Source organism: Myxococcus hansupus, from assembly GCF_000280925.3.
GTDB classification, from domain to species: domain Bacteria; phylum Myxococcota; class Myxococcia; order Myxococcales; family Myxococcaceae; genus Myxococcus; species Myxococcus hansupus.
Window position 1 is genome coordinate 3,357,064 of sequence record NZ_CP012109.1, and the last position, 21,921, is coordinate 3,378,984.

Genomic DNA, 21,921 nt, shown 5'->3' on the forward strand with positions numbered 1-21,921 from the left:
GTGATTGGCGTCTTCTCCGACAGTCATGGGGATCTCGAAGCCTTCGACGCGGCCTATGAGCTGCTGCGCTCCAAGGGGGCGCGGCGCTTTTTGTTCACGGGCGCGCGCTACACGGACCTGGATGAATGGGTCCTGTGGCGGCGCCAGAAGAGCCGGGGCGGGCGGGAGTACTCGGACGCGGATTTTCTCGCGGACGTGACGAGCTGGCTCGGGAGCCAGGATGCGCTCCCGCGGACGCCGTCACGCGCGGAGGCCCCGACGGATGTGTCGTCCGAGGACGACCGGCGGCTCGTCATGGAGCGCTTCGTCCGGGTGCCCGAGCGCGAGTCGCTCCAGTTCCGGGACCCCTCCATCAACAACAAGGCCATGGACCTGGTCGGGGACACGCTGTGCTGCGTGGTCCACGACAAGAACGACCTCACGCGCGATGACCTGCTCAACGCGCTGGTCTTCGTCCACGGCAAGGAGCCGGAGCCCAAGGTGGTTCAGATCGGGCCGCGCTTCTTCCTCACGCCGGGACGGCTGACAGGCGCTGCCGAGCAGACCTGCGCGCTGCTGGAGAAGGTGGACCGGAACCTGCGCTTCTCCGCCTTCCGGCTGGACGGGCACGTGGTGCTGGAGCCCCAGACGGTGGTGCTGGAGAAGAAGTCCCCGAAGTTGTCCCTCAAGTGACGTGAGGCCCGCCGTGCAGGTCGCGATCCTCGGAGGCTCGTTCAACCCGCCGCACGTGGGCCACCTCATGGCCGCGACCTACGTCCACGCGACGCAGGGCGTGGACGAGGTCTGGTTGATGCCGTCCTGGCAGCACCCGTTCGGCAAGCAGATGGAGCCCTTCGAGCACCGCGTCGCCATGTGTGACGCGCTCTGCGCCGAGACGTCGGGCTGGCTGAAGACGAGCCTCGTCGAGCAGGAGCCAGGGCTTTCGGGGCGCACGGTGGACACGTTGACGCTGCTGGTGGACCGGCATCCCGACATCCGGTGGTCCATCATCATCGGGAGCGACATCCTGCGGGATTTGCCGCACTGGAAGGACTTCCACCGCATCGAGGAGCTGTCGCGGGTCATCGTGCTCAACCGCGCGGGCTACCCGGCGCCCAGCACCGTGGGCCCGCCGTTGGCCGAGGTGTCCTCGACGTTGATTCGCGACCTGCTGGCGCGAGGTGAGGCGCCCGCGGAGCTGGTGCCCGCGCGGGCCATCGCCTATGCGCGCGAGCACGGCCTGTATGGCCTGAAGCCCGCGCCCTGACGCCTGGGCCTGTTACAGGCCCAGCCCGACGAGGTGCAGGTGGTCCAGGCCGCGTTCGAATCGGTACGCGTATTGGTAGTAGAGCGACACCGGCACGGACTGCCCGAAGGTGAGCCGGAGCGACGCCGAGCCTCCGACGGCCGCGTAGTTGGCCCGGTTGTCCGTGCGGGCCAGGGCCCCGAAGGCGTCGAAGCCGATGTCCCGGACGAAGAGCGACGGGAAGAGCCAGAGGGTGGAGGCCCAGCCGTAGTCGATGGGCACTCGGTATTGGTACGAGGCGGAGCCGATGAGCGCGTTGCGTGCGCGAATCTCCAGGTCCTCGTAGCCGCGCAGGTACTCGCTGAAGGCGATGCCGGGCTGGAGCAGCAAGGGCAGGGGCTCGGTCTGCTGGCTGGGGCGGCTGCTGTACCAAGTCTGGCCCGCGGTCAGCCCGCCCACCTGGAGCAGCCCGGAGGTCGCGCCCGGTAGGAAACGGCCCACGGCGGAGAGCCGGAAGTTGTCGCGCCCCGTGAAGGGCAGGCCCCCGAAGAAGCCGTCCATGCCCAGGCGCAGGTCGGCGATGGTCGAGTCGCGGAGGAACGCGCCGGGGTACACGCCCACGGCACCGGTGATGCCCAGGCCGCGCTGCGTGCTGCCGTACGAGGTGGAGTCTCCGGCGAAGTACGAGGCGGAGATTTCCGGGCCGATGATGCGCGTTTCGAGCGCGGGGAAGCGGTCCGTGGCGTCGTACTTCCGGTTCAGCGCGAGCACGCCGAACGTTACCGGCGTGGTCCAGAATGTCCGCGACGCGAATGCCGTGGCTTGGAGGTCGGTGCGCTCGTTCTGGCGGATGCGTGCGCCGGAGACCTGGATGTACCAGGGCGCGAGGCTCGCGTTGCCGTAGGCCAGCGTGAGGCTTGGGGCGTCGTCTCTCGAATCGAAGGTGAGCAGCAGGGAATAGGCGTGGCGACCGAGCCGGTCCTGTCCCGCGAGGGCCAGGCCGCCCATGGCGTACGTCTCATCCGTGTTGTCGGGATTGGCCGCCGCGTACAGGTACGGCAGGCGGAACTCGGGGATGAAGAAGCGCTCCAGCGGCGAGTACGGCTCGTCCGACAGGATGACGAGCTCGGCGCCCGGGTCAGGGGGCGCGATGACGGGCGTATCCAGGCCGGACAGCGCGGTGGGTGCGTCGTTGCTGGTGGGGGTGGGCGCTTCGGTGCCGACGGAGGTGGGCTGCGCTTCGTCTGTGGCGTTTGGAGGCTGCGGGGGCTCCGTGGCGGCCGAATCGGTTTGGCCAGGCAGGGGCGACGCCACCTCCGGCGCGGGCGTCGGGGTCAGAGGGCTCTGTGCCACAGCCGTCGGAGCCGTCTCGGGCGACCCGTTGGGGGCCGTGGGGAAGGCGACGAACGGCTGGTCCGGTTCCACGGGAGTCGCGGCGGTCGGAGGCGCATCCGCGTTGTGCTCCCCACCAGGCGCCAGCGACGTGGCTCCGGAGGTCAGGCCAGGGGGCGTGCCGGGTGGGGCCGCTTCATCGGGAATGGCCTCTCCATCGACCGGCGTCGTGGCCGCAGCGATGGACTCAGGCGCACCGGGCTCGCTCTGCGCGATGGGCGCGGTGTCCCGTGTTGGCACCGGACCTTCCAACGACGCGGCAGCCCCTGCGACCTCCTCGGCGGCAATCGGCACGATGGGCGCCCGGTCGATGCTGAAGTCGAGCCCATCGCGGTTGAGGAACACGATCTGGTCCGTACCCACCGGATGCGCGTCCATCACCAGGTGCGGCGCGTCGGTGATGCGGACCACCTCGCGCGTAGGCACCGTCAGCAGGTGGGCCTGCAGTCGGCCCTCGTGCTTGCGGAGGAACACGAGGCGTTCCTCGTCCAACCAATGCGGCGAGTAGTTGAACTGCCCATCCCGCGTCAGCCAGCGCAGGCTGCCGTCCGCTTCGCGAAGCACCAGGTCCCAGCCCGAACCCGCCGAGATGGGGAACACCACCCGGACACCATCCGGCGCGACCGCCGGTGGACCCACGGAGGTGCTCGCTGCGAACGCGGTCAGCGCCTCACGTGCCCCCGTCTCAAGATTGAGCCGCACCACGTTCGCCGAGTCGCCTTCAACCTGGACATAGACGTACCCCGTCTCATCCGGAGTGACGCTGCCGCCCATCCCCTCCACGTCATCCCAGAGGCGGACCACGTCACCGTTGCGCGCGTCCACCTTCCACAGCCGGGCCGTGTAGCCACCCTCCGAGTTCAGGTCCGCCATCACCAGGTACAGCCAAGCGCCATCTCGGCTGAACGACATGCCGCTGACGAGCGTCGGAGCGCCCAGCACCCAGCGGCGCAAGGGCACCAGCTCCACCAGGGGACGCTCGAAGCGCACACGGCCATCCGCCTCCAGCACGGTGAGCCGGGAGTAGCGCTCCCGTCCCACGCCCACCGTCGCGCTGACGCCGCTGCCCGCATGCGTCGCCAACCGAGAGAAGTAGCCCGCGTCCGGGACCCAGGTGTGTTGCGACGCCGGCCGCTGGCGCACGCTCAGCTCGCGGCGGAGGGCCTGCGTGTACTCCTGGAACAGGTCCCCGATGTCCCGCCCGTACACGCGCTTGAAGCGCAGCGTCACGGCGATGGGCGGCACGAACGAGCCGCCCTGTTCATCCACCAGCTTCCACAGCTTGGGCTCGCCGTACGTCTTCGCGAGGTACTCCACGAAGTGCATGCCCGTCATGTAGTTGCCGCCGAAGGGGTCCAGTGCCCGCTGCTCGGGCGACAGGTAGCCGGGGTTCAGCCGGCCTTCCTTGACCTGCACCACGGAGTCGAACCAGCCGCGCCAAATGGGGCTGTGGGGCCGCCCGGCGTCCTTCTCGAACTGGCCCTCGTAGTAGGTGGCCAGGCCCTCCAGGAACCACGACTCCGTGTAGGAGTTGGGCTGGAACAGGCCGCCGGTGAGCAGGTTGAGGAAGCCCCAGACGCCGTCCGTCTGCTGGAGCTGCACGTAGTGGACGGCCTCGTGGCAGGCCACGTCCCCGACGTCCACCTCGCCCAGGTTGAAGAGGTGGAACAGCTCCAGCGTCAGGTGCGACGGCATCACCATCTGCTGGGGCACGCTGGCGTAGTCCGGGACCACGTACGCGTTGTTGAAGTTGGAGCTCGTCAGGTAGACGAGCACCCGGTCCCGCGGCTTCTTTCGCCACGTCTGCTCCCGGAGGTTCGCCACGCACCCCTCCAGCCGCGACGCCATGCGGAGCGCGGCCCCCCGGAGGTGCGCCGGGTAGTAGAGTTCCAGGCTCTCCGTGGTGAGCTTGCGCATCTCGTCTCGAGCGAACGAGGCCTGGATGTTCTGGGGGAAACGGGGTGTGACGAAAGCACACCCGCCGTTTGTCATCAGGAGACAGGTGGCGAGGACTGCCCAGCGCAGCCACCAGCGGGAAGCGGGCATGCAGGCCATCCTACAGGCCACAATTCATAGCCACGACCGCGATTTTCACGGTAAGGGGTGGGCCCGTCGCCTCCCTTATTACCGAGTCTGGATTCCGCCATGTCCGAACCCGCCACCCAGGCGCATCCCGTTCCGCAGCACGTCCACAACGCACAGATGCAGGTCGCCGCCGCCATCGAGCAGGCCGAAGGCAAGCCGGTCGACTTGCTCAAGGCGCCGTGGACGGAGGTCGAGACCGCCATCGCCAAGCTGACGGGTGGCGCGTTCCAGGTGAACAAGCCGGAGCACCAGACGCTGGCGCTCGGTCTGGCCGGCGCGTTCGCCCTGCGCCTCATCCAGGAGCACCAGGCGTTCTGGTTCCCCAACCGGGACTCGCCGGAGGGGGCCACGCTGGGCTTCCCCGAGGCCATCATCATGCTGTCGCCGTTCGGCGCGGTGATGGACTCCCTGGGGCAGGGCAAGCTCGCCCGGCTCGAGGACCTGGCCGCGGACATCCGCAAGTCGCTGGGGCAGGCCCGCTTTGGCGCCAACCCCGCCCAGGCCCTGGGGGGCCAGGCCCCGAAGCTGACGCCGGTGGACTACCAGCGCCTGTTCGACCCCGGGTTCCTCCAGTTCGTCGTGCTGGACCCGAAGAAGGCGACCACCGCCCTGGAGACGAAGCCGGACGGGCTCGCTCGGGACGTGCGCAACGCGCTGGGCCGCACCCAGCCGCCGCTGCCGCCCGAGGCGCGCCAGCAGTTCGAGGGGCAGATTGTCCAGTCCCTCCAGCGACTGGACACGACCAAGTCGCTCATCGACCAGGCCGAGCGCGCGCCCCGTCTGGCGGAGCTGATGGCGCACCTGTTCGGCACCGTGGGTGGCACGGGCTCGGCGCCCGAGGACTTCTGGCACGACCTGGTGCTGCCGCTGCTGTTCATCGGCAACCCGGCGAGCTTCCCGCCGCTGGACGATGAGGAGCTGGAGATGTTCCGCCAGGGCGCGGATCCGCTGCCGCTCTTCGTGGACGTGGTGCCGCACGCGCACAAGGCTCCGGACGAGGGGCTGCTGGGCGCCTTCGAGATGAGCGACATCGGTCTGGTGCACCCGGGCTTTGGCCGCGTGGGCGCGCTGCGCCTCATCCGCATCAACGCCGCCCGCATCCAGTCGCTGCTGGAGCAGTTCGACCCGGCGAAGACGGCGGACACGCTCCAGCGCTTCACGGAGTACGTGGCGAAGTCCGCGGGCAAGCCCGCCACCGAGTCGCCGCAGGGCAAGGAGATGCTGCAGGCCGCGCTGACGCTGCTCTCCGACCTGAAGCGCTCCGTGACGCAGGTTCAGGGTGGCGCGCTGGCGCTGCGCCGGCTCACCGAGGCCGAGGCCGCGTCCGAGCAGGCCCTGGCCGTGGTCCGCAAGGCCCTGCAGGGTTCCATCATCCTGACGGCGTAAGCAGTCGTTCCAACGCGGTGCGCGCCGCGGGCTCCAGCCGGTCTCCGGCCAGCCCCAGCGCGCGCCGCGACAGCAGCCGGTAGAGCGGCGCGACGTCCTCCGGGAGCGCCTCCAGGTGCGCGCCCACGACGCCCGCGTCTCCGCGGACGATGGGCCCGGTGAGGCCCCCCGCGAGGCCCCGGCTCTCCAGTCCCCGAATCGCCGACTGCATCAGCGGAAGCAGCGCCGCCAGGGCGTCCTCGCGGCCAATGCCCGCCGCGCCCAGCGCCGCCACGGCCGCGTCCGCCAGGGACACCAGGCCCCCCGCGCTCAGCACCGCGCCCGCGTGGTACGCCGCGCGGTGTGCTTCCGGCACCTCGATGATGCGAAGCCCCGCATCCACGGCCATGCGCCGGAGGATGTCCCGCAGCGCGGGGGAGCGGGTGCTCACCGCCACGGTGCTGCCCACGAGCGAGTCGCGAGGCGAGGACACGGCGCAGAGTGGATGGAACGAACCCCGGCTCCGGCCTCGCGCGGGCCCCAGCGCGTCGAGCGAGAGCGCTCCAGCCGTGTGCACCAGCGCGGCGGAGCGGGGAAGGGTGGCTGACATCGCCTGCGCGACGGAGGGCACCGAGGCGTCGGGGACGCAGAGCAGCGCGACGCGGGCCCGCTTCAGGTCCGCGGAAGTGGCGGGCTTCAGGCCCAGTGCCTCCGCGCGCTGACGTCCTTCGTCCGTGCGCGAATGGATGCGCACGGGCCACTTCTTCGCCTGCAGCGCGAGCCCGAGCGCGCCGCCGAGCCGGCCCATCCCGACAATCACCACGGGAGGGCGACGGCCGGACGTTCCGGTGCGACGGCGGGGCGCGGGGCTCATCGCTCCCGCTGGAACTGGAGCTGCCCGGAGCGCACGGCGATGCGCACGCGGTCTCCCGAGCCGAACTCACCCGACAGGATGCGCTCCGCGAGAGGACCTTCCACCAGCCGCTGCACCATCTGCCGCATGGGGCGAGCGCCCAGCATGGGGTCGAAGCCGCCGGACTTGAGCAGGTGGCCCACGACGTCGTCGCCGGCCACGTACTCGATGCCGCGCTCGGTGGCGAGCCGCTTGCTGCTCTCCTCCAGCAGCAGCGTGGCGATGCGCGCGACCTCCACCTCCGCCAGGGGGCGGAAGGGGAGCCGCTCATCGATGCGGTTCCACAGCTCCGGCGGCAGCGCCTTGCGCGCCACCGCGGAGGCCGCGTCCATGGCGTCGCCGGGGCCCGCCGCGTCGGCGCCGAAGCCCACCGGCCGACCCGTGCGGGAGAAGGCCTCCGCGCCCAGGTTCGTCGTCATCACGATGACGGTGTTGGAGAAGTCGATGTGCCGACCCTTGCCGTCCGTCAGGCGGCCTTCCTCCAGAACCTGGAGGAGGAGCATCTGCACCTCGCGGTGCGCCTTCTCGATTTCGTCCAGCACCACCACAGAGGACGGGCGGCGGCGCACCGGCTCCGTGAGCTGGCCACCCTCGCCGAAGCCCACGTAGCCGGCGGGCGAGCCGATGAGGCGCGAGACGCCGTGCTGCTCGGACATCTCGCTCATGTCCAGGCGCACCATCGCGTCCCGGTTGCCGAAGAGCACGTCCGCCAGCGCGCGCGCCATCTCCGTCTTGCCCACGCCCGTGGGGCCCAGGAAGAGGAAGCTGCCCATGGGGCGGCGCGACGCGAAGCCGGCGTAGTTGCGGCGGATGACCTTGGCGATGCGGGTGACGGCCTCCGAGTGGCCGATGACGCGCTCCGCCAGGTCTTGCTCCAGTCGGAGGAGGCGCGACGAGTCGTTCATCAACAGCCGCTCCTCGGGCACGCCCGCGAGCTTGGCCACCACCCGCGCCACGTCGGACGGCTCCACCACCTCGCGGCCCTCGCGATGGCAGCGGCTGCCCGCCAGGTCCACCACGGAGATGGCCTTGTCCGGCATGAAGCGGTCCGTCACGTAGCGGCTCGCCAGGGACGCCGCGGCCTCCAGGGCCTCGGGCGTGTAGCGCAGGCCGTGGTGCTCCTCGTAGCGGCCAATGATGCCGCGGAGGATTTCCACCGTCTCCGGGACGGAGGGCTCGTTGACCACCACCGCGGTGAAGCGGCGCTCCAGCGCCGGGTCGGTGCTGATGAACTTGCGGTACTCGTCGTGCGTGGTGGCTCCGATGCAGGGGAACTCGCCCCGCGCCATGGCCGTCTTCAGCTCGTTGGCCGCGTCCTGGGGGCCTTCACCCGTGGAGCCCGCGCCCACCAGCGTGTGGATTTCGTCGATGAACACCACCACGCGGCCCTCGGCGCGGCGGACCTCGTCCTTCAACGCGTTGAGCTTCTCGGAGAACGAGCCGCGAAGCTGGGTGCCCGCCACGAGCGAGGCCATGTCCAGCTCCACCAGCACCTTCTCCGACAGCGAGCCGCGCAGCTCGAGCAGCCGCTGAGCCACGCCTTCCACCACCGCCGTCTTGCCCACGCCGGGCTCGCCCAGCAGGCAGGGGTTGTTGGTGCGGCGCTTGCCCAGGATGTCGATGACCTCCTCGACTTCGCGGGCGCGGCCCACCACGGGGTCCAGGCGCCCCTCGTGCGCGGCCTGGCTCAGGTTGCGGCCCAGCGAGGTGAGCAGCGGGTAGTTCTTGGCGTCCAGCACCGGGGATGCGGAGGCGGGCGCAGCGGGACGCGCCACGGGAGACGGGGCGGCGGCCGGGGGCGGCGTCGCGGGAGCGGGGGCGGCGCGAGCCACCGGTGGGGCGACGGGGGGCGGCGGGAGCGCCTCCGGCTCCTCGTCCACGTCGATGAGGTCTCGCGGCGACAGCGCCGGGGTGCTGTAGCGCGGCGGCAGGGACGGAAGGGTGAAGGGCGAGGGCGGCGGCGCGCTGGGCCGCGAGCGCGGCAGGCTGATGGCGACGGCCGAGGCGGGCAGGGGGGACGGCGGGGCGCCCAGGGGGCGGTTCGAGGGGCGCGGCCCCGTGGCCGACGCGCGGCCCAGTTGGAGCCGGCGCGGCATGTGCCCGCTGGTGAAGTAGGACATCGCCACGCGCATCAGGCCGCCTAGGTCGAGCCCGGCCTGCTGCAGCAGCTCCTGCGCCGCGCAGCGCACCCGCGCCACGGCGATGAGGAGATGGAGGCAGTCCGCCTCTTGCGAACCCACATTGGAGGCAATCTCGCGGGTCTTCTCGCGCAACTCACGAAGCAGCCCGTCCGGCTCGGCCGGGGCGGACGTCAGGAGTTGGAGGATGGCGTCCTCGTCCACGCCCCGCTCCTTGAGGAGCACCTGCGCACGGTTCTCCACCGTGAACAGCGCCAGGAGCACGTGGGCAGAGGTGACCCTCTGGACCACGCTTTGTGCGATGTCATTCGCCTCGTGGAGGACCTGCGCGAGGTCCGTGCTATCGACCATTCGAACTCCGGCAAGCGGCCAGACGAGCGCAATACACCCTCTCCGGGTCGGCAGCAAAATTTCCGCTACAGGGCGCTACATGTGCCTTAAAGCACTGGAGTAGAAAGCGTCCGGCAGCGGAATTTGGCTGCCTGCCCGCCTGTTTGGCGCCTTTCTTCGGCTGGCCAGGCAATTGCCTGAGGGCGAGCGACGTACTTCGCTCCGAGACCTCCACCATATGACTTCTCTCGTTCAACCGGCTCGCGTCTTCATCGACCCCCTCGATGGGACACGTGCCGCCGTCGAGGCGCGCCGCTGGGTGTGGCCTCTCCTGATCCTGGCCCTGTGCGTGTCCGCTTCCGGGACACTCTTTTCCCTCCGGTGGGACGCCACCCCGGATGTGATCCGCCAGCTCCAGAGCTCTGGTCAGCTCACGGGGCTGTCGGAGGCGGACCTGCTCGACAAGATTCAGACCGAGTCGCGCAAGGCGCTGGTGGGCGGCATCGCCAAGGGGATGTTGCTGATGCCCCTGATGGCGCTGCTGCTGGCCTGCATCCTCTGGGTGGTGAGCTGGCTCTTCGACCGGCCGGCGCCGTTCGAGCAGCTCCTGTCGGCGGCGGTGCTGGCGCTGCTGCCCATCGCGCTCTATCACCTCATCTTCACCCTCTGTGTCGCGGCGCAGCACACCGTGACACTGTCTCGCGTGGCCAACCTCGTGCCGTCAAACCTGGGAGCGGTGTTGCAAGGGCTGAGTCCGAAGATGCAGCGCGTGGCGTCCTCCGTGGACTTCTTCAACCTCTGGAGCACGGCCTTGTTGGGCCTGGGCTTCTCGGCGGCCACGGGCATGCGCCGGGGCCGGGCGGTGCTGCTCGCGGTGGCGCTGTACGCCATGTACGCGGGCGTGTTCCTCATCGGGCTTCCGGGACAGGCGGGTGGGCAATGAACGCGTTCGTCATCGCGGCCGCGCTGGCGGCCACTCCGGCTCCGACGCCCGCCACCACGCCGGCGCCTCCCATCGACGCGGCGCCCGTCACGCCTCCGCCTCCCGTCAGCTCGGGCGCGCCCATCTCCCTGGCGCAGGTGCGCAGCGAGGGGCGCCAGAACGTCAGCGCCATCCAGGCGCTGCTGGACGTGGCCATCGCGAACGAGGACGTGAAGCTGTCCCGCTCCGCGTTGCTGCCCCAGATCTCGCTCGATTCCTCGGCGGGTAAAATCTGGTTCGGCCGCCGGCAGGAGTTCATCACCGTTCCGGACCCGGCCAACCCCGGCCAGTTCATCCGCAACGCCGTCGAGACGCCGACCACCAGCACCCAGAACTACGACCTGGGCATGTCGCTCACGCAGGTCATCTATGACCGGGCGCGCTGGAAGCAGTTGGAGCAGAGCGGCGTGGTGCGCGACGCCCAGAAGGACCAGGCGCGCGAGGAGGCGGACACCTCCGAGCTGGAGGCCATCCGCCGCTTCTTCACCTTGTTCCGCACCCAGGCGACGCTCGGCGTGCTCAAGGCCACCGTCGAGCGCAGCGAGCAGCAGGTCGAGCGCGCCCAGGCCCTCTTCCAGGCGGGCCGGACCGGACGCAACGAGGAGATCACCGCGCAGGTGAACCTGGGGACCGACCGCATCAACTACACGTCGACGCTGGGGCAGTTGGTCGCGGACCAGACCCAGCTCGCGGTGTGGCTGGCGCGTCCTGGCACCGAGGCGCTGTCGGCCGAGGACCCGGGGGTGCTCACGACCGAGCCGCCTCCCGCGCCGTCCATCAACGAGGCGCTGGCGTCGGCCCGGGTGAACCGGCCGCTGCTCAAGGCGCTCGGGCTGCGCATCCGCGCCGCGGAGCTGCAGCAGTCCATTGCCCGCTCGGAGTACCTGCCGCGGCTGATCGCGCAGGGCCTCTACAACCGTGGTGGTCCGGACGCGACGCTGGTGTTCACCGAGCCGCGCCTGCAGAACCGCTTCTCGGCGGCCGTGGGCCTGAGCTGGGACGTGTTCACCGGGCTGTCCACGCCGGCGAGCACCCGCCGCGCCGAGGCGGACACGCGCAAGGCGCAGCTCAACCTGGAGCAGGCCGCTCGGGAGATCGAGGGCGAGGTCCGCGCCGCGCACCGCAGGCTGGAGGCCCAGCTCGAGGCCGCCCGTCTGGCCGCGCAGAACGTCGAGGCCGCCGCCTTGGGCCTCAACGTCCAGGACACGCGCTTCAAAGCTGGCGCGGGCTCCACCCTGGATGTTCGTGACGCGCAGCTCAGCCTCACGCGGGCCGAGCTGGCGCTGCTGGAAAACAGAATCGATGTCGAAATCGCCCGCTATACGCTGTTGCGGGCCATGGGCGCCCTGAGCCCGGGAGAATCGAAATGAAGTGGTGGAAGGGTGCCATTGCAGGCGCGTTGTTCCTGGGAGCCGCTGCCATCACCGCGGGCGGGTTGAAGGACCGGCCGCCGCCGTCGCTCGAAGTCCAGCTTTCGAAGGCCCGCAAGGGCACCATCACCCGCACCATCACGGGCGCGGGCAAGGTGCAGGCGGCCACGACGGTGAAGATTTCGTCCAGCCTCTCCGGCGACCTGGTGGAGCTGTCCGTGAAGGACGGCGAGGCCGTGTCGAAGGGGCAGGTGCTGGGCCGCATCGACCCGCGCCTCTATCAGGCCGCGCACAAGCAGGCGCTGGCGTCGCTCAACGCCTCGCGCGCCGACGTGCAGGTCGCGGAGGTGGAGGTGGGCCGCGCGCAGTTGGAGTTCAAGCGCGTGGAGGAGCTCGCGACCAAGGGCCTGGCCTCCGCCGCCGAGGTGGACACGGTGCGGGCGCAGAAGAGCACGGCGGATGCGCGGCTGACGGCCGCCAAGCAGATGCTGGCGCGGAACATGGCCATCGTGGACCAGGCGCAGACGGACCTGCAGCGCACCACGCTGCTGTCGCCCATCGACGGCAACGTCATCGAGCTGTCGCGCGAGGTGGGTGAGCGCGTGCGTGGCTCGGACCTCTCCGAGGACGTGGTGATGACCATCGCCGCGCTCAGCGCCATGGAGGTGAAGTTCGAGGTGGGTGAGCACGAGGTGGTCCACCTCAAGCCGGGCCAGCCCGCGGAAATCACGTTGGACGCGCTGGAGGGCCAGACGTACTCGGGCTCGGTGGTGGAGATTGCGCAGAAGGCGCTCATCAAGAACGAGGGCACCGAGGCGGAGGTGACGAGCTTCCCCATCACGGTGGCGCTGGACACCCGGCCGCCCAACGTGCTGCCCGGCATGAGCGCCGAGGCCCGCATCTCCGCGGAGACGCACAACGACGTGGTGCTGGTGCCCATCCAGGCGGTGACGGTGCGCTCGGAGCGCACGCTGCCGGACTACAAGGCCCCCATCGAGGGTGGCGGCCTGACGGCGAAGCGCACGGAGTCGCTGGCCAAGGTGGTGTTCGTGGTGGACGCCAACAACAAGGCGCAGGTCCGCCGGGTGCAGACGGGCATCGCGTCCGACACGGAGCTGGAGATCCTCACCGGAATCAACGACGGGGACCGGGTGATTGAAGGTCCGTACCGGACGCTGTCGAAGGAGCTGAGCGACGGCGACATCGTGCGCGAGCCCGAGCAGGGCGCCGGAATGAAGGGCGGTCGCAAGTCGTGAGTGCAGCCAGCGGCAGCGCGGGAAAGCTCATCCAGGTGGAGGACATCACCCGCGTCTTCCACGTGGGTGGCGAGGAGGTCCGCGCCCTGCGCGGGGTCTCCTTCGGCATCGGCCGGGGTGAATGGGTGGCCATCATTGGCCAGTCGGGTTCCGGCAAGAGCACGATGATGAACGTGCTCGGCTGCCTGGATACGCCCTCCAGCGGTCGGTACATGCTGAACGGCAAGGACGTGTCGCGGATGAGCGATGACGAACTCGCCGTCATCCGCAACGTGGAGATTGGCTTCATCTTCCAGACGTTCCAGCTCCTGCCCAAGGAGACGGCGCTGGCCAACGTGGAGCTGCCGCTGGTGTACCGTGGGATGGGGGCTCGGGAGCGGCGCGAGCGGGCGAGGGCGGCGCTGGACAAGGTGCAGCTCACCCACCGCATGCACCACCGGCCCAACGAGCTGTCCGGTGGTCAGCGCCAGCGCGTGGCCATTGCCCGCGCGCTGGTGTCCGAGCCCTCCATGCTGCTGGCCGACGAGCCCACGGGCAACCTGGACTCGGCCACCGGTGAGGAGATTGTCCGCCTGTTCGAGCAGCTCCATCAGGCGGGCCACACGCTGGTGCTCGTCACCCACGAGCCCAAGCTCGCGGCCCGGTGTCCCCGGGCCATCCGGCTGAGCGACGGTCAGATTGTCGCCGACGGCAATGGACGCGAGGTGGCCATGGGGACGGCGTCCGACGTGCTCAATGTGGGTGGCGCATGAGCGGTCCGTCCGCCTTCCGAGTGGATGTCTTGGAGGGCGCACGCATCGCCGTCTTTTCGCTGAAGGCGAACCGCCTTCGCACCGTGCTGACCACGCTGGGCATTGGCATTGGCGTGGCCACGCTGCTGGCCATCGTGGGCATCATCCAGGGACTCAACACGTCCTTCCACCAGCAGCTCGCCACCTTCGGCGCCAACACGATGTACGTCTCCAAGTTCCCCTGGATGATCAAGGGCGACTGGTGGCGCTACCGGAACCGGAAGAACTTCACCCTGGACCAGGTGCAGCGCCTGCGCACGCTGGCGCCGTTCGTGACGTCCATGTCGCCGTCGGTGCAGCGCCTGGCCGACGTGGCGCACGGCGGCGAGCAGATGTCCACCGTGCGCATCCAGGGCGTGACGCACGAGTACCTCAACATCTCCGGCTACGAAGTCACCGGCGGGCGCTTCCTCACCGAGGCGGACGACACGACGACGCGGCCGGTGGCGGTGCTGGGCGCGGACGTGGTGGACGGGCTGTTCCCCGGCGTCAATCCGGTGGGGCAGACCATCCGCATCGAGAACCGCACCTTCCAGGTGGTGGGGACGCTCAGCCGCAAGGGGAAGATGGTGGGCGAAAGCCTGGACCTCATCGTCTTCATCCCGTTCAAGACGTTCTATTCGAGCTTCGGCAACCGGCGAGGCTTCGAGATCGCCATGGCGGTGGAGGACGCCTCCCAGGTGCGGGCCGCGGAGGACCAGCTCGTGGGCATCCTGCGCCGCGTGCGCTCCACGCCGCCGGGCGTGGACGACGACTTCTCCATCAACCGGCCGGAGGCCATGGCGCAGACGTATGAGCAGCTCACGGGCGCGCTGTATGGCGTGGCCGTGGGCGTGGGGCTCATCACGCTGTTGGTGGGCGGCATCGGCATCATGAACATCATGCTGGTGTCGGTGCGCGAGCGGACGCGGGAGATTGGCGTGCGGCGGGCCCTGGGGGCCCGGAAGCGGACCATCGTCTTCCAGTTCCTGATGGAAGCCTCCAGCGTGTCCGCGGTGGGAGGCCTGCTGGGAACCACGGTGGGGTTGGGCACGGCGAAGGTGGTGTCGCTCGTCACGCCGCTGGCGGCGGACGTGCAGCCGATGACGGTGGTGGCGGGGGTGGGCTTCGCCGCGCTGGTGGGCCTGCTGTTCGGCATCTGGCCGGCGGCGCGCGCGGCGAACCTGGACCCCGTGGAAGCCCTTCGTTACGAGTAACCCGATGCGCGCGTTCCTGGACAACCTGCGGCTGGCCCTGGGCACCTTCCTGGGCAACCCGCTGCGCTCGCTGTTGACGCTGCTGGGCATCGTCATCGGCGTGGCGACGGTCATCACCATGATGGGGCTCATCGAGGGCCTTCGCATCAAGGTGAACAACGACATGGGGCGCATGGGCGCCCACACCTTCCAGGTGACGAAGTGGCCCGCGGGCGGCTTCGGCCGCATCAACTGGGCCAAGTACGCCAAGCGGCAGGACTTCGAGATGCCGGACTCCCGCGCCATCGAGGAGTCGTGCCCGTCCGTGGGCACGGTGGTGCCCACCGACGACGAGGGCGGCCAGAAGCTGTCGACGCCGAGCTCCGAGACGCGCCCGTCCGTTCGCGTCTTCGGCACGCCCGCCAACTACCCGGTGGTCAGCGGCGTGTCGGTGCAGGCGGGGCGCTACTTCAACGAAGTGGAGGCGCTGGACGGCCGGCACGTGGTGCTGCTGGGCACGGATGTGTCGGACGCGCTGTTCCCCGGCATGAATCCGGTGGGCCACGAGGTGCGCATCAAGGGGCGGCCCTTCCGCGTCATCGGGTTGCTCCAGAAGCGGGGCAGCATGCTGGGCATGTTCAGCATGGACAACCAGGTGATGATTCCGCTGCGCGCCTTCCACCAGCTCTATGGCAAGGCGCGCTCCCTGGACATCAGCGTCCAGGCGAAGGACCCGGACCTGTTCAAGAAGGCGCAGGACGAGGTGTCCGCACTGATGCGTCGCCGCCGCGACGTGCCGGCGAACATGCCCAACGACTTCGAGATTCACACCAACGAGTCCGTGACGGCGTCGTTCAACCAGCTCTCCAACGTCATCACCATCGCGGGCGTGGGCGTGTGCCTGCTGTCCCTGGTGGTGGGCGGCATTGGCATCCTCAACATCATGCTCGTCTCGGTGATGGAGCGGACGCGGGAGATTGGCGTGCGCAAGGCGCTGGGCGCGCGCAAGCGCCGCATCCTGGGCCAGTTCGCCACCGAGGCCATCCTGCTGGCGCTGATGGGCGGCGCCATCGGCGTGGGCATGGGGTTTGGCCTGGTGTTCCTGGGGAACTGGATGCTGGGATTCCCCATGCACGTGCCGCCCTGGGTGGTGGGCCTGGCCTTGTTCATGAGCTGCGGCGTGGGGCTGCTGTTCGGCATCTACCCGGCGGCCCAGGCGGCGAAGCTCGACCCGGTGGAGGCCATGCGGGCGGATTGAGCGCCGTTCCCGGTGACGGGGAGGGCGCGTCGCGTTAAGGACGTCCCATGGCGCCTCGCATCGGTACGCTTTGGGACTCCGTTGGTAATACGCCCTTGCTTCGCATCGGCTCGCTGAGCCGGCAGACGGGGTGTGAAATCCTCGCGAAGGCCGAGTTCATGAACCCCGGCGGCAGCATCAAGGACCGCGCCGCCAAGGGGATGATTCAGCGCGCGGAGGCGCAGGGCCTGCTCGAGCCCGGCGGCGCCATCTTCGAGGGGACGGCGGGCAACACCGGCATTGGCCTGGGGCTGCTGGGCCGCGAGCGCGGCTACCGCGTCGTGGTGACGATGCCGGACAACCAGGCGCGCGAGAAGTACGAGCTGCTCGAGGCCATGGGCGTGGAGGTCCGCAAGGTGCCCGCGGTGCCCTTCTCCAACCCGGCGCACTTCTTCCACCAGGCCCGCGTGCTGGCGGAAGAGCAGGGCGGCTTCTGGGCGAACCAGTTCGAGAACCCGGCCAACGGCGACTACCACTACGAGACCACGGGGCCCGAAATCTGGGAGCAGTGCGAGGGGCGCGTGGACATCGTCGTCGCGTCGGTGGGCAGCGGCGGGACGATGTCCGGCATCAGCCGCTACCTGAAGGAGCAGAACCCCGCGGTGCGCGTGGTGCTGGTGGATCCTCCGGGCTCGGGGCTCTTCCACTTCGTGCGCGACGGGAAGATGGAAGGGCCCGGTTCCTCCATCACCGAGGGCATCGGCATCATGCGCCTCACGGAGAACTTCCGCCGCGCGCGCGTGGACGAGGCCATGCGCCTGGGCGACCAGGAGATGGTGGAGATGCTCTACCACCTGGCCCGCGAGGACGCGCTGGTGGTGGGGACCTCCGCGGCCCTCAACGTGCGGGCCGCGTGGGAGCTGGCGCGCCGTCACCGGGGAGAGGGCCTGCGCATCGTCACCCTCCTGTGCGACCACGGGAGCCGCTACGCGTCGAAGGTGTTCAACCCGGAGTTCCTCGCGTCCAAGCAGCTCCAGGTGAAGCCGCTGCCCGTGGACTGACTCCGAAGCCCGCAGCGCTGGCCATGGCCCGCCCGCTGTGACGGCTGACGTTACACGGCGGGAGGTCATGTATCGTGTCGCGTCACTTCTCGCGGCTCGGAATGACAGACCTGCCCAGGCATTCGTGAAGGCGGGCTCTGGCCTGTGGGGTGCACAGCACGGCGGTGCTGTCTACCCGCGAGGAGTCCCCCATGAAGCAGTCTGGCAAGAAGGTTCCAGGCATGTTGCGTGCCTGGTCTGGCGTGTTCGCCGCATCCCTGCTGGCAGGGTGTGGTGGCGCCGAGAGTGTCTCATCCGAGGAGCCGCCCGCCGCCGCGCAGGAGCAGGCGCAGGAAGTTCCCGGCGCGCCCATCGTCGACTCGATGGAAGCCATCGCGCTCGACAGCGTGCTGTCGGCGAAGACGCGCAGCCTCATCCGCGCGCGGCTCGCGGAAGGACAAGCGCAGATTCATCAGCAAATTCCCGTCGTATCGGACTCGGGTCAGCAGCTCGTCCTCAACGACCGCGGTGTCGACGGTGACGAGAAGGCCGGCGACGGCGTGTTCTCCGCCATTGGCGACGTCGACTTCGTGGCGCTGCAGGCCACGCAGTCGCGCATCCGTGAGTTCCAGGAGCGCAACCCCCAGACGCCGCTGACGTTCGCGACGTTCGACAACCGCGCGTTGGTGTCCGAGCGCGCGTTGACGCCGCTGTCCGCCGACATCTTCAAGCCCGGCGTTCCGATTCCCATCACCCCCGTGGGCATCTCGTTCGCGGTGAAGCCGGCGAACTCGCTCATCATCAACCATCCGTCCGTCATCAACGACCCGACGCGGACGTATGACCCGTGCTCGAACGTCGGCAACCCGAACGGCGTGTGGACGTTCAACCACCTGATGCGGGAGATGGCGAACACGCACGTGTCGCCGCCCGTGCTGACGGAGCACTGGCTGCGGCAGTGGACCGTCAACCAGAACATCAATGGCTGGACGGTGCCGGCGCGTCCGTCCATGAACTCGTTCATCCTGTCGCCGTGGCCCCGCGTGAGCGGCGCGCTGGACCTGACGCGGTCGCCGTTCAAGCTGGTGGCCATCGTCAACCGGTTGGACCTGGGCGGCAACCGAGGCCCGTCTGCGTATGCGTCCGGCAACGCGGGCGAGCTGCGCTTCGTCTTCGCCGCGGTGGACCGCACGGCGACGACGTGTGCCGTCCGGCCCTTCCTGGTCATCTTCGAGTACGGCGTGCCGCACGCGAGCTGTTCCGCCGTCCAGACGTGGGCCCGCCAGTGGCTGGACCTGTCCTCGCCCCTCATGGCGCTGGGCAGCCCGACCTACAACGCGGCCCTGGCCAACCTCACGCAGCAGGTGGTGACGCGCAACGCGGCGCCCCGCAAGCCGAACGGCAGCGCCATCAACCAGATTCGCACCAACGAGGAGTGGCTGCGCTACCCGTGGGAGCTGCGCGAGTTCCACCTGATGGGCTCGGGCATCTCCGCCAACCGCCTGCAGGGCCAGCCGACGGTGATGACGCCGGGCGACTCGCACAACAACACGCCGGTGCTGCGTGACTTCGTCAACGCGAACACCTCCGCCATCCTCGCTGGCACCTACACCGTTCCGGCGACGTACCCCACCGCGGGCACGCCGTTCCTGGGCGCGTTCCCCTGGATTTCGACGGTGCCGAGCGCCTTCTGGCGCGCGACGGGCATCGCGAACAACGACGCCCGGCACCAGTTCTCGCTCAACACGTGCAACGGCTGCCACGCTCGCGAGACGAACACCGGCTTCATGCACATCAACCAGCACGGCGGGCTGTCGCCGTTCCTCGCCACGGGGATGGCGTCCCCGACCACGCCCTACTGGGTGCAGGACCCCGTCGTCAGCTCGGTGAACCGTCCGTTCTTCGAGATTCGGATGCGGGCCCAGAACCTGGACAGCGTGGCGAACCAGGCTTGCCTGTCGCGCGCGTTCGACCGGGCCATCACCGCCGCGCACTGACGCGGTGGACGTGCCTGGGGCGCACCGGTGAATGGGTGCGCCCCGGGTGGGGCCACGCGCTTCAGACGAGCGGCGTCGGGAGGATGGAGAGCGGCGGCGCGTCCAGCGGCGCGTCCTCGGGACGGCGCGCATAGGCGAGCATGCTGTTGCCATCCTCGGATTCGGCGAAGTACTGCTCGATGGGGCCGAAGAGGAAGTCCAGCTCGCCGTCCGTGCAGGTGGGCAGGTAGACGCGCAGCACGCGCGGGTCGTAGTAGCGGAACACGAGCGCCTTGCCGTTGGCGTCCTTGACCTTGAGGAAGCGCCGCAGGTGCCGGCGCAGCGCGTCCGGGTGCGCGGGGCTCTGCACGAAGATGCCCCAGCTCTTGCCCCAGCCGGCGGCGATCAACTGCTCCGTCGCGGGCGCGCCGGGCCTCAACTGCACCAGGTAGGGCGCCACCTCCACCAGCTCCGGAGGCAGCTTCCCCGCGTAGAGGCAGGAGTGCGTCAGCCCGCAGTTGAGCACCAACCGGTGGATGTTGGGGGCGCGGGCGCCATCCAGGATGGCGTAGAGCGCCGACGTGGGCGCCTCCTCGGTGGCCTGACGCACCCACTTCAACAACCCAGGGAGTTGGGGGACCGGTTCGCTCACGCCGCCGCCCGCTGCTTCTTCTCGCACTCCTCGCAGAACGGGACGCCCGCCGCGGCGGCCTGACGCAGCGTTTCGGCCTGGCGCGCCGGATCAGGGAAGAGGGTGAAGGGCTCCACGGGCGGGCGGGCCATCGGGATGACGTCCGGCTCGGGGCGGGGCGGGGGAACGATGGCCTCGGGCCAGGCCCAGGCGGCGGCGCGGCGCTCGACGCGCAGGGCCACCAGCTCGCCACGCTCCAGCGCCTGGACGAGCCGCTCCCGCACGCGGGTCTCCTGCCGCGAGCGCTCCAGCGAACTCAGGTTCCACGGGAGGATTCCGCCCAGGGCTTCGTACATCTCGAAGAGGGCCCGGCTGGCGGAGCGCATCCAGTGGTCGAGCTGCCAGGTGATGAGCTCGGCCGGAGCGCACTGCTCGGGTTCGAGCGGCGTCACGGCGCGCACGATGACCAGCTCGTACTCTTCAGCTCCCGAGCGGAGCCGCCAGGGACCAGGGAAGCCAATTCCAGGGACGGTCATGAGGGCCTTCTCAAGCGCGGAACGGCCTCAAAGTGTACCCGGGACAGGCTGCCGGTGCACCTCGACCTGCACGAAATCTGCACGAACATTCCTCGGAAGGCGCACAGGGGGGACATCGCCGTTGCACGGGGGGCGCCCATCCTGCGCCCATGAACGCACCTCCACCGCTTCCGCCCCGCCCGGCGCGCACGTCCGAAAGCACGGCGCGCCGGCTCTTCCGCTGGCTCGTGGCCCACCACGTCTTCGGCAGTCTGGTCATCGTCGTGTTCGCCACGGCCGTCATCGCCGGGCAGGTGGCGGACCGGACGGACTTCGCCAACTCGGAGCTGGCCGCCGGGGTGGAGGACCGCTGGGGCGCCCCCGTCACGCAGCCCGCCCCATCCCTGCGCTACGTGCACAGCGGCACCATCTTCACCGAGCTGAAGCCGCTGCCCTTCGACCGCCAGCACGTCGAGGTGCAGGCGCACATGAACTACCGCAAGCGGGGCCTGCGCTACTTCTCCGGCTTCGACTTCACCCTCAGCGCCGACTACGCGGTGGTCAACCGCGAGAGCACCGACATCGACGTGGCCTTCATCTTCCCCATGGAGATGGACAAGTCGCAGGTGCTGCTGTCGGAGCTCCAGTTCCTCGTCGACGGCAAGGAGTCCAGCCTGGACCTGGGCGAGTCCGGCAACCGCCTGGTGTGGACGGGCCGCATCGCCAAGGGCGCCACGTCGCGCTTCAACATCCGCTACCGCGCTCGGGGCTTGAACTCGTTCGTGTACCGGTTGGACCCGGCGCTGCCTGCGCGAGACGTGCGCGTCCATGTCGCCGTGGAGGGCGGGGAGAACTACGACTACCCGTCGGGGGTGCTGGCGGCCTCGTCGGTGACGGCCACGGGGGACGCGGTGACGTTGGACTGGGCGTTCCAGTCGCTGGAGTCCGGCGTCAACCTGGGCGTCATCCTGCCCTCGGAGAAGACGTTCGACGCGCTGGTGGGCACCATGGCCACGCGCGCCTGGGTGCCCTTCGTGGGACTGCTGGCGCTGCTGGCCGCGCTGGGGCTGCGCCACCGCCGCCAGCTCGCGCTTCATGAGACGTACTTGCTGGCGGCCGTGTACGGCTTCTTCTTCGTCCTGCTCGCGTACCTCGCGGCCTTCATGAACTTCTATGCGGCCTATGTGCTGTGCGCGCTGGGACTGGGCGCGGCCGTGGTGGTGTACGTGCGCTGGCTCTTTCCGAAGGAGCGCACGCTGGTGGTGGCGGGGCTCTGGGCCGCCACGCTGGTGGTGCCCACGGGCGCCGTCATCCTCCAGGGCTACACCGGGCTCATCTACACGCTGGAGATTCTCGCCGCGCTGCTGGGCCTGATGGTGCTGTCCACCCGCGCCGGTGTGCGGGCCTTCCTCTCCGATTTGTCACTGCCCGGTGAGCCTCCGCGCGCCGCCGAGGCTCCCGCCGTCTCCACCCCTGTCACCCCGGAAGCGAGCTGATTCC

Annotated in this window: 17 protein-coding genes; 12 read left to right on the forward strand and 5 right to left on the reverse strand. The window is 69.7% G+C overall.

Annotated elements, in window-relative coordinates:
* Together A176_RS13115 and nadD are read left to right on the forward strand one after the other, a co-directional pair.
* Complete coding sequence (locus A176_RS13115) at positions 1–672, forward strand: hypothetical protein (protein ID WP_002638475.1); 672 nt, start codon at positions 1–3, stop codon at positions 670–672.
* 1 nt (position 673) lies between these two features.
* The gene (gene nadD / locus A176_RS13120; protein WP_044889119.1) at positions 674–1,246 is read left to right on the forward strand and encodes a nicotinate (nicotinamide) nucleotide adenylyltransferase; all 573 of its coding nucleotides are present in this window, start codon (positions 674–676) and stop codon (positions 1,244–1,246) included.
* Between the two features lie 12 nt (positions 1,247–1,258).
* Here nadD and A176_RS13125 read toward each other — a convergent pair whose 3' ends face one another.
* Positions 1,259–4,663, reverse strand: coding sequence for a hypothetical protein (locus A176_RS13125; RefSeq protein ID WP_021780926.1), 3,405 nt, complete (start codon positions 4,661–4,663; stop codon positions 1,259–1,261).
* 99 nt (positions 4,664–4,762) lie between these two features.
* Between A176_RS13125 and A176_RS13130 the strand changes: the two genes are divergently transcribed.
* Positions 4,763–6,088, forward strand: coding sequence for a hypothetical protein (locus tag A176_RS13130; RefSeq protein WP_002638472.1), 1,326 nt, complete (start codon positions 4,763–4,765; stop codon positions 6,086–6,088).
* Here the strand turns inward: A176_RS13130 and A176_RS13135 are convergent.
* Together A176_RS13135 and A176_RS13140 are read right to left on the reverse strand one after the other, a co-directional pair.
* Positions 6,072–6,941, reverse strand: a complete 870-nt coding sequence (locus A176_RS13135; protein WP_226994298.1) for a Rossmann-like and DUF2520 domain-containing protein — start codon at positions 6,939–6,941, stop codon at positions 6,072–6,074. The genes A176_RS13130 and A176_RS13135 overlap by 17 nt on opposite strands.
* Positions 6,938–9,469, reverse strand: a complete 2,532-nt coding sequence (locus tag A176_RS13140; protein ID WP_002638470.1) for an AAA family ATPase — start codon at positions 9,467–9,469, stop codon at positions 6,938–6,940. Before A176_RS13140 ends, A176_RS13135 begins: the two co-directional genes overlap by 4 nt.
* Positions 9,470–9,686: 217 nt before the next feature.
* On the opposite strand from A176_RS13140, the gene A176_RS13145 reads away from it, so the two are divergent.
* The 8 genes from A176_RS13145 (at position 9,687) to A176_RS13180 (ending at position 19,296) form a co-directional block, all read left to right on the forward strand.
* Complete coding sequence (locus A176_RS13145; protein ID WP_226994299.1) at positions 9,687–10,391, forward strand: YIP1 family protein; 705 nt, start codon at positions 9,687–9,689, stop codon at positions 10,389–10,391.
* Complete coding sequence (locus A176_RS13150) at positions 10,388–11,800, forward strand: TolC family protein (RefSeq protein ID WP_002638468.1); 1,413 nt, start codon at positions 10,388–10,390, stop codon at positions 11,798–11,800. The genes A176_RS13145 and A176_RS13150 overlap by 4 nt, the downstream gene beginning before the upstream one ends.
* The gene (locus A176_RS13155) at positions 11,797–13,056 is read left to right on the forward strand and encodes an efflux RND transporter periplasmic adaptor subunit (RefSeq protein ID WP_002638467.1); all 1,260 of its coding nucleotides are present in this window, start codon (positions 11,797–11,799) and stop codon (positions 13,054–13,056) included. Before A176_RS13150 ends, A176_RS13155 begins: the two co-directional genes overlap by 4 nt.
* Positions 13,053–13,808, forward strand: coding sequence for an ABC transporter ATP-binding protein (locus A176_RS13160; RefSeq protein ID WP_044889122.1), 756 nt, complete (start codon positions 13,053–13,055; stop codon positions 13,806–13,808). The genes A176_RS13155 and A176_RS13160 overlap by 4 nt, the downstream gene beginning before the upstream one ends.
* Positions 13,805–15,043 (forward strand): ABC transporter permease, encoded by a 1,239-nt coding sequence (locus A176_RS13165; RefSeq protein ID WP_002638465.1) that lies wholly within the window; start codon positions 13,805–13,807, stop codon positions 15,041–15,043. Before A176_RS13160 ends, A176_RS13165 begins: the two co-directional genes overlap by 4 nt.
* A gap of 4 nt (positions 15,044–15,047) precedes the next feature.
* Complete coding sequence (locus A176_RS13170; RefSeq protein ID WP_002638464.1) at positions 15,048–16,280, forward strand: ABC transporter permease; 1,233 nt, start codon at positions 15,048–15,050, stop codon at positions 16,278–16,280.
* A gap of 47 nt (positions 16,281–16,327) precedes the next feature.
* On the forward strand, positions 16,328–17,320 hold the full coding sequence (locus A176_RS13175) for a cysteine synthase A (protein WP_002638463.1): 993 nt from the start codon (positions 16,328–16,330) through the stop codon (positions 17,318–17,320).
* A 191-nt stretch (positions 17,321–17,511) separates the two neighbouring features.
* A complete protein-coding gene (locus A176_RS13180) occupies positions 17,512–19,296 on the forward strand; it encodes a hypothetical protein (protein WP_002638462.1) in 1,785 nt (594 codons plus the stop codon).
* A gap of 61 nt (positions 19,297–19,357) precedes the next feature.
* Here the strand turns inward: A176_RS13180 and A176_RS13185 are convergent, their stop codons facing one another.
* Positions 19,358–19,927, reverse strand: coding sequence for a DUF4123 domain-containing protein (locus A176_RS13185; protein ID WP_044889123.1), 570 nt, complete (start codon positions 19,925–19,927; stop codon positions 19,358–19,360).
* Positions 19,924–20,442, reverse strand: coding sequence for a hypothetical protein (locus A176_RS13190; protein WP_002638460.1), 519 nt, complete (start codon positions 20,440–20,442; stop codon positions 19,924–19,926). Before A176_RS13190 ends, A176_RS13185 begins: the two co-directional genes overlap by 4 nt.
* Before the next feature lie 149 nt (positions 20,443–20,591).
* On the opposite strand from A176_RS13190, the gene A176_RS13195 reads away from it, so the two are divergent.
* On the forward strand, positions 20,592–21,917 hold the full coding sequence (locus tag A176_RS13195) for a hypothetical protein (protein ID WP_002638459.1): 1,326 nt from the start codon (positions 20,592–20,594) through the stop codon (positions 21,915–21,917).
* The last annotated feature ends 4 nt before the right edge of the window (positions 21,918–21,921 follow it).

Excerpts from the sequence above, each read along its gene's own strand:
- A176_RS13125 (WP_021780926.1), bottom strand. The coding sequence starts at position 4,663 with ATGCCCGCTTCCCGCTGGTGGCTGCGCTGGGCAGTCCTCGCCACCTGT.
- A176_RS13130 (WP_002638472.1), top strand. The coding sequence starts at position 4,763 with ATGTCCGAACCCGCCACCCAGGCGCATCCCGTTCCGCAGCACGTCCAC.
- A176_RS13135 (WP_226994298.1), bottom strand. The coding sequence starts at position 6,941 with ATGAGCCCCGCGCCCCGCCGTCGCACCGGAACGTCCGGCCGTCGCCCT.
- A176_RS13140 (WP_002638470.1), bottom strand. The coding sequence starts at position 9,469 with ATGGTCGATAGCACGGACCTCGCGCAGGTCCTCCACGAGGCGAATGAC.
- A176_RS13145 (WP_226994299.1), top strand. The coding sequence starts at position 9,687 with ATGACTTCTCTCGTTCAACCGGCTCGCGTCTTCATCGACCCCCTCGAT.
- A176_RS13150 (WP_002638468.1), top strand. The coding sequence starts at position 10,388 with ATGAACGCGTTCGTCATCGCGGCCGCGCTGGCGGCCACTCCGGCTCCG.
- A176_RS13155 (WP_002638467.1), top strand. The coding sequence starts at position 11,797 with ATGAAGTGGTGGAAGGGTGCCATTGCAGGCGCGTTGTTCCTGGGAGCC.
- A176_RS13165 (WP_002638465.1), top strand. The coding sequence starts at position 13,805 with ATGAGCGGTCCGTCCGCCTTCCGAGTGGATGTCTTGGAGGGCGCACGC.
- A176_RS13170 (WP_002638464.1), top strand. The coding sequence starts at position 15,048 with ATGCGCGCGTTCCTGGACAACCTGCGGCTGGCCCTGGGCACCTTCCTG.
- A176_RS13175 (WP_002638463.1), top strand. The coding sequence starts at position 16,328 with ATGGCGCCTCGCATCGGTACGCTTTGGGACTCCGTTGGTAATACGCCC.
- A176_RS13180 (WP_002638462.1), top strand. The coding sequence starts at position 17,512 with ATGAAGCAGTCTGGCAAGAAGGTTCCAGGCATGTTGCGTGCCTGGTCT.
- A176_RS13190 (WP_002638460.1), bottom strand. The coding sequence starts at position 20,442 with ATGACCGTCCCTGGAATTGGCTTCCCTGGTCCCTGGCGGCTCCGCTCG.
- A176_RS13195 (WP_002638459.1), top strand. The coding sequence starts at position 20,592 with ATGAACGCACCTCCACCGCTTCCGCCCCGCCCGGCGCGCACGTCCGAA.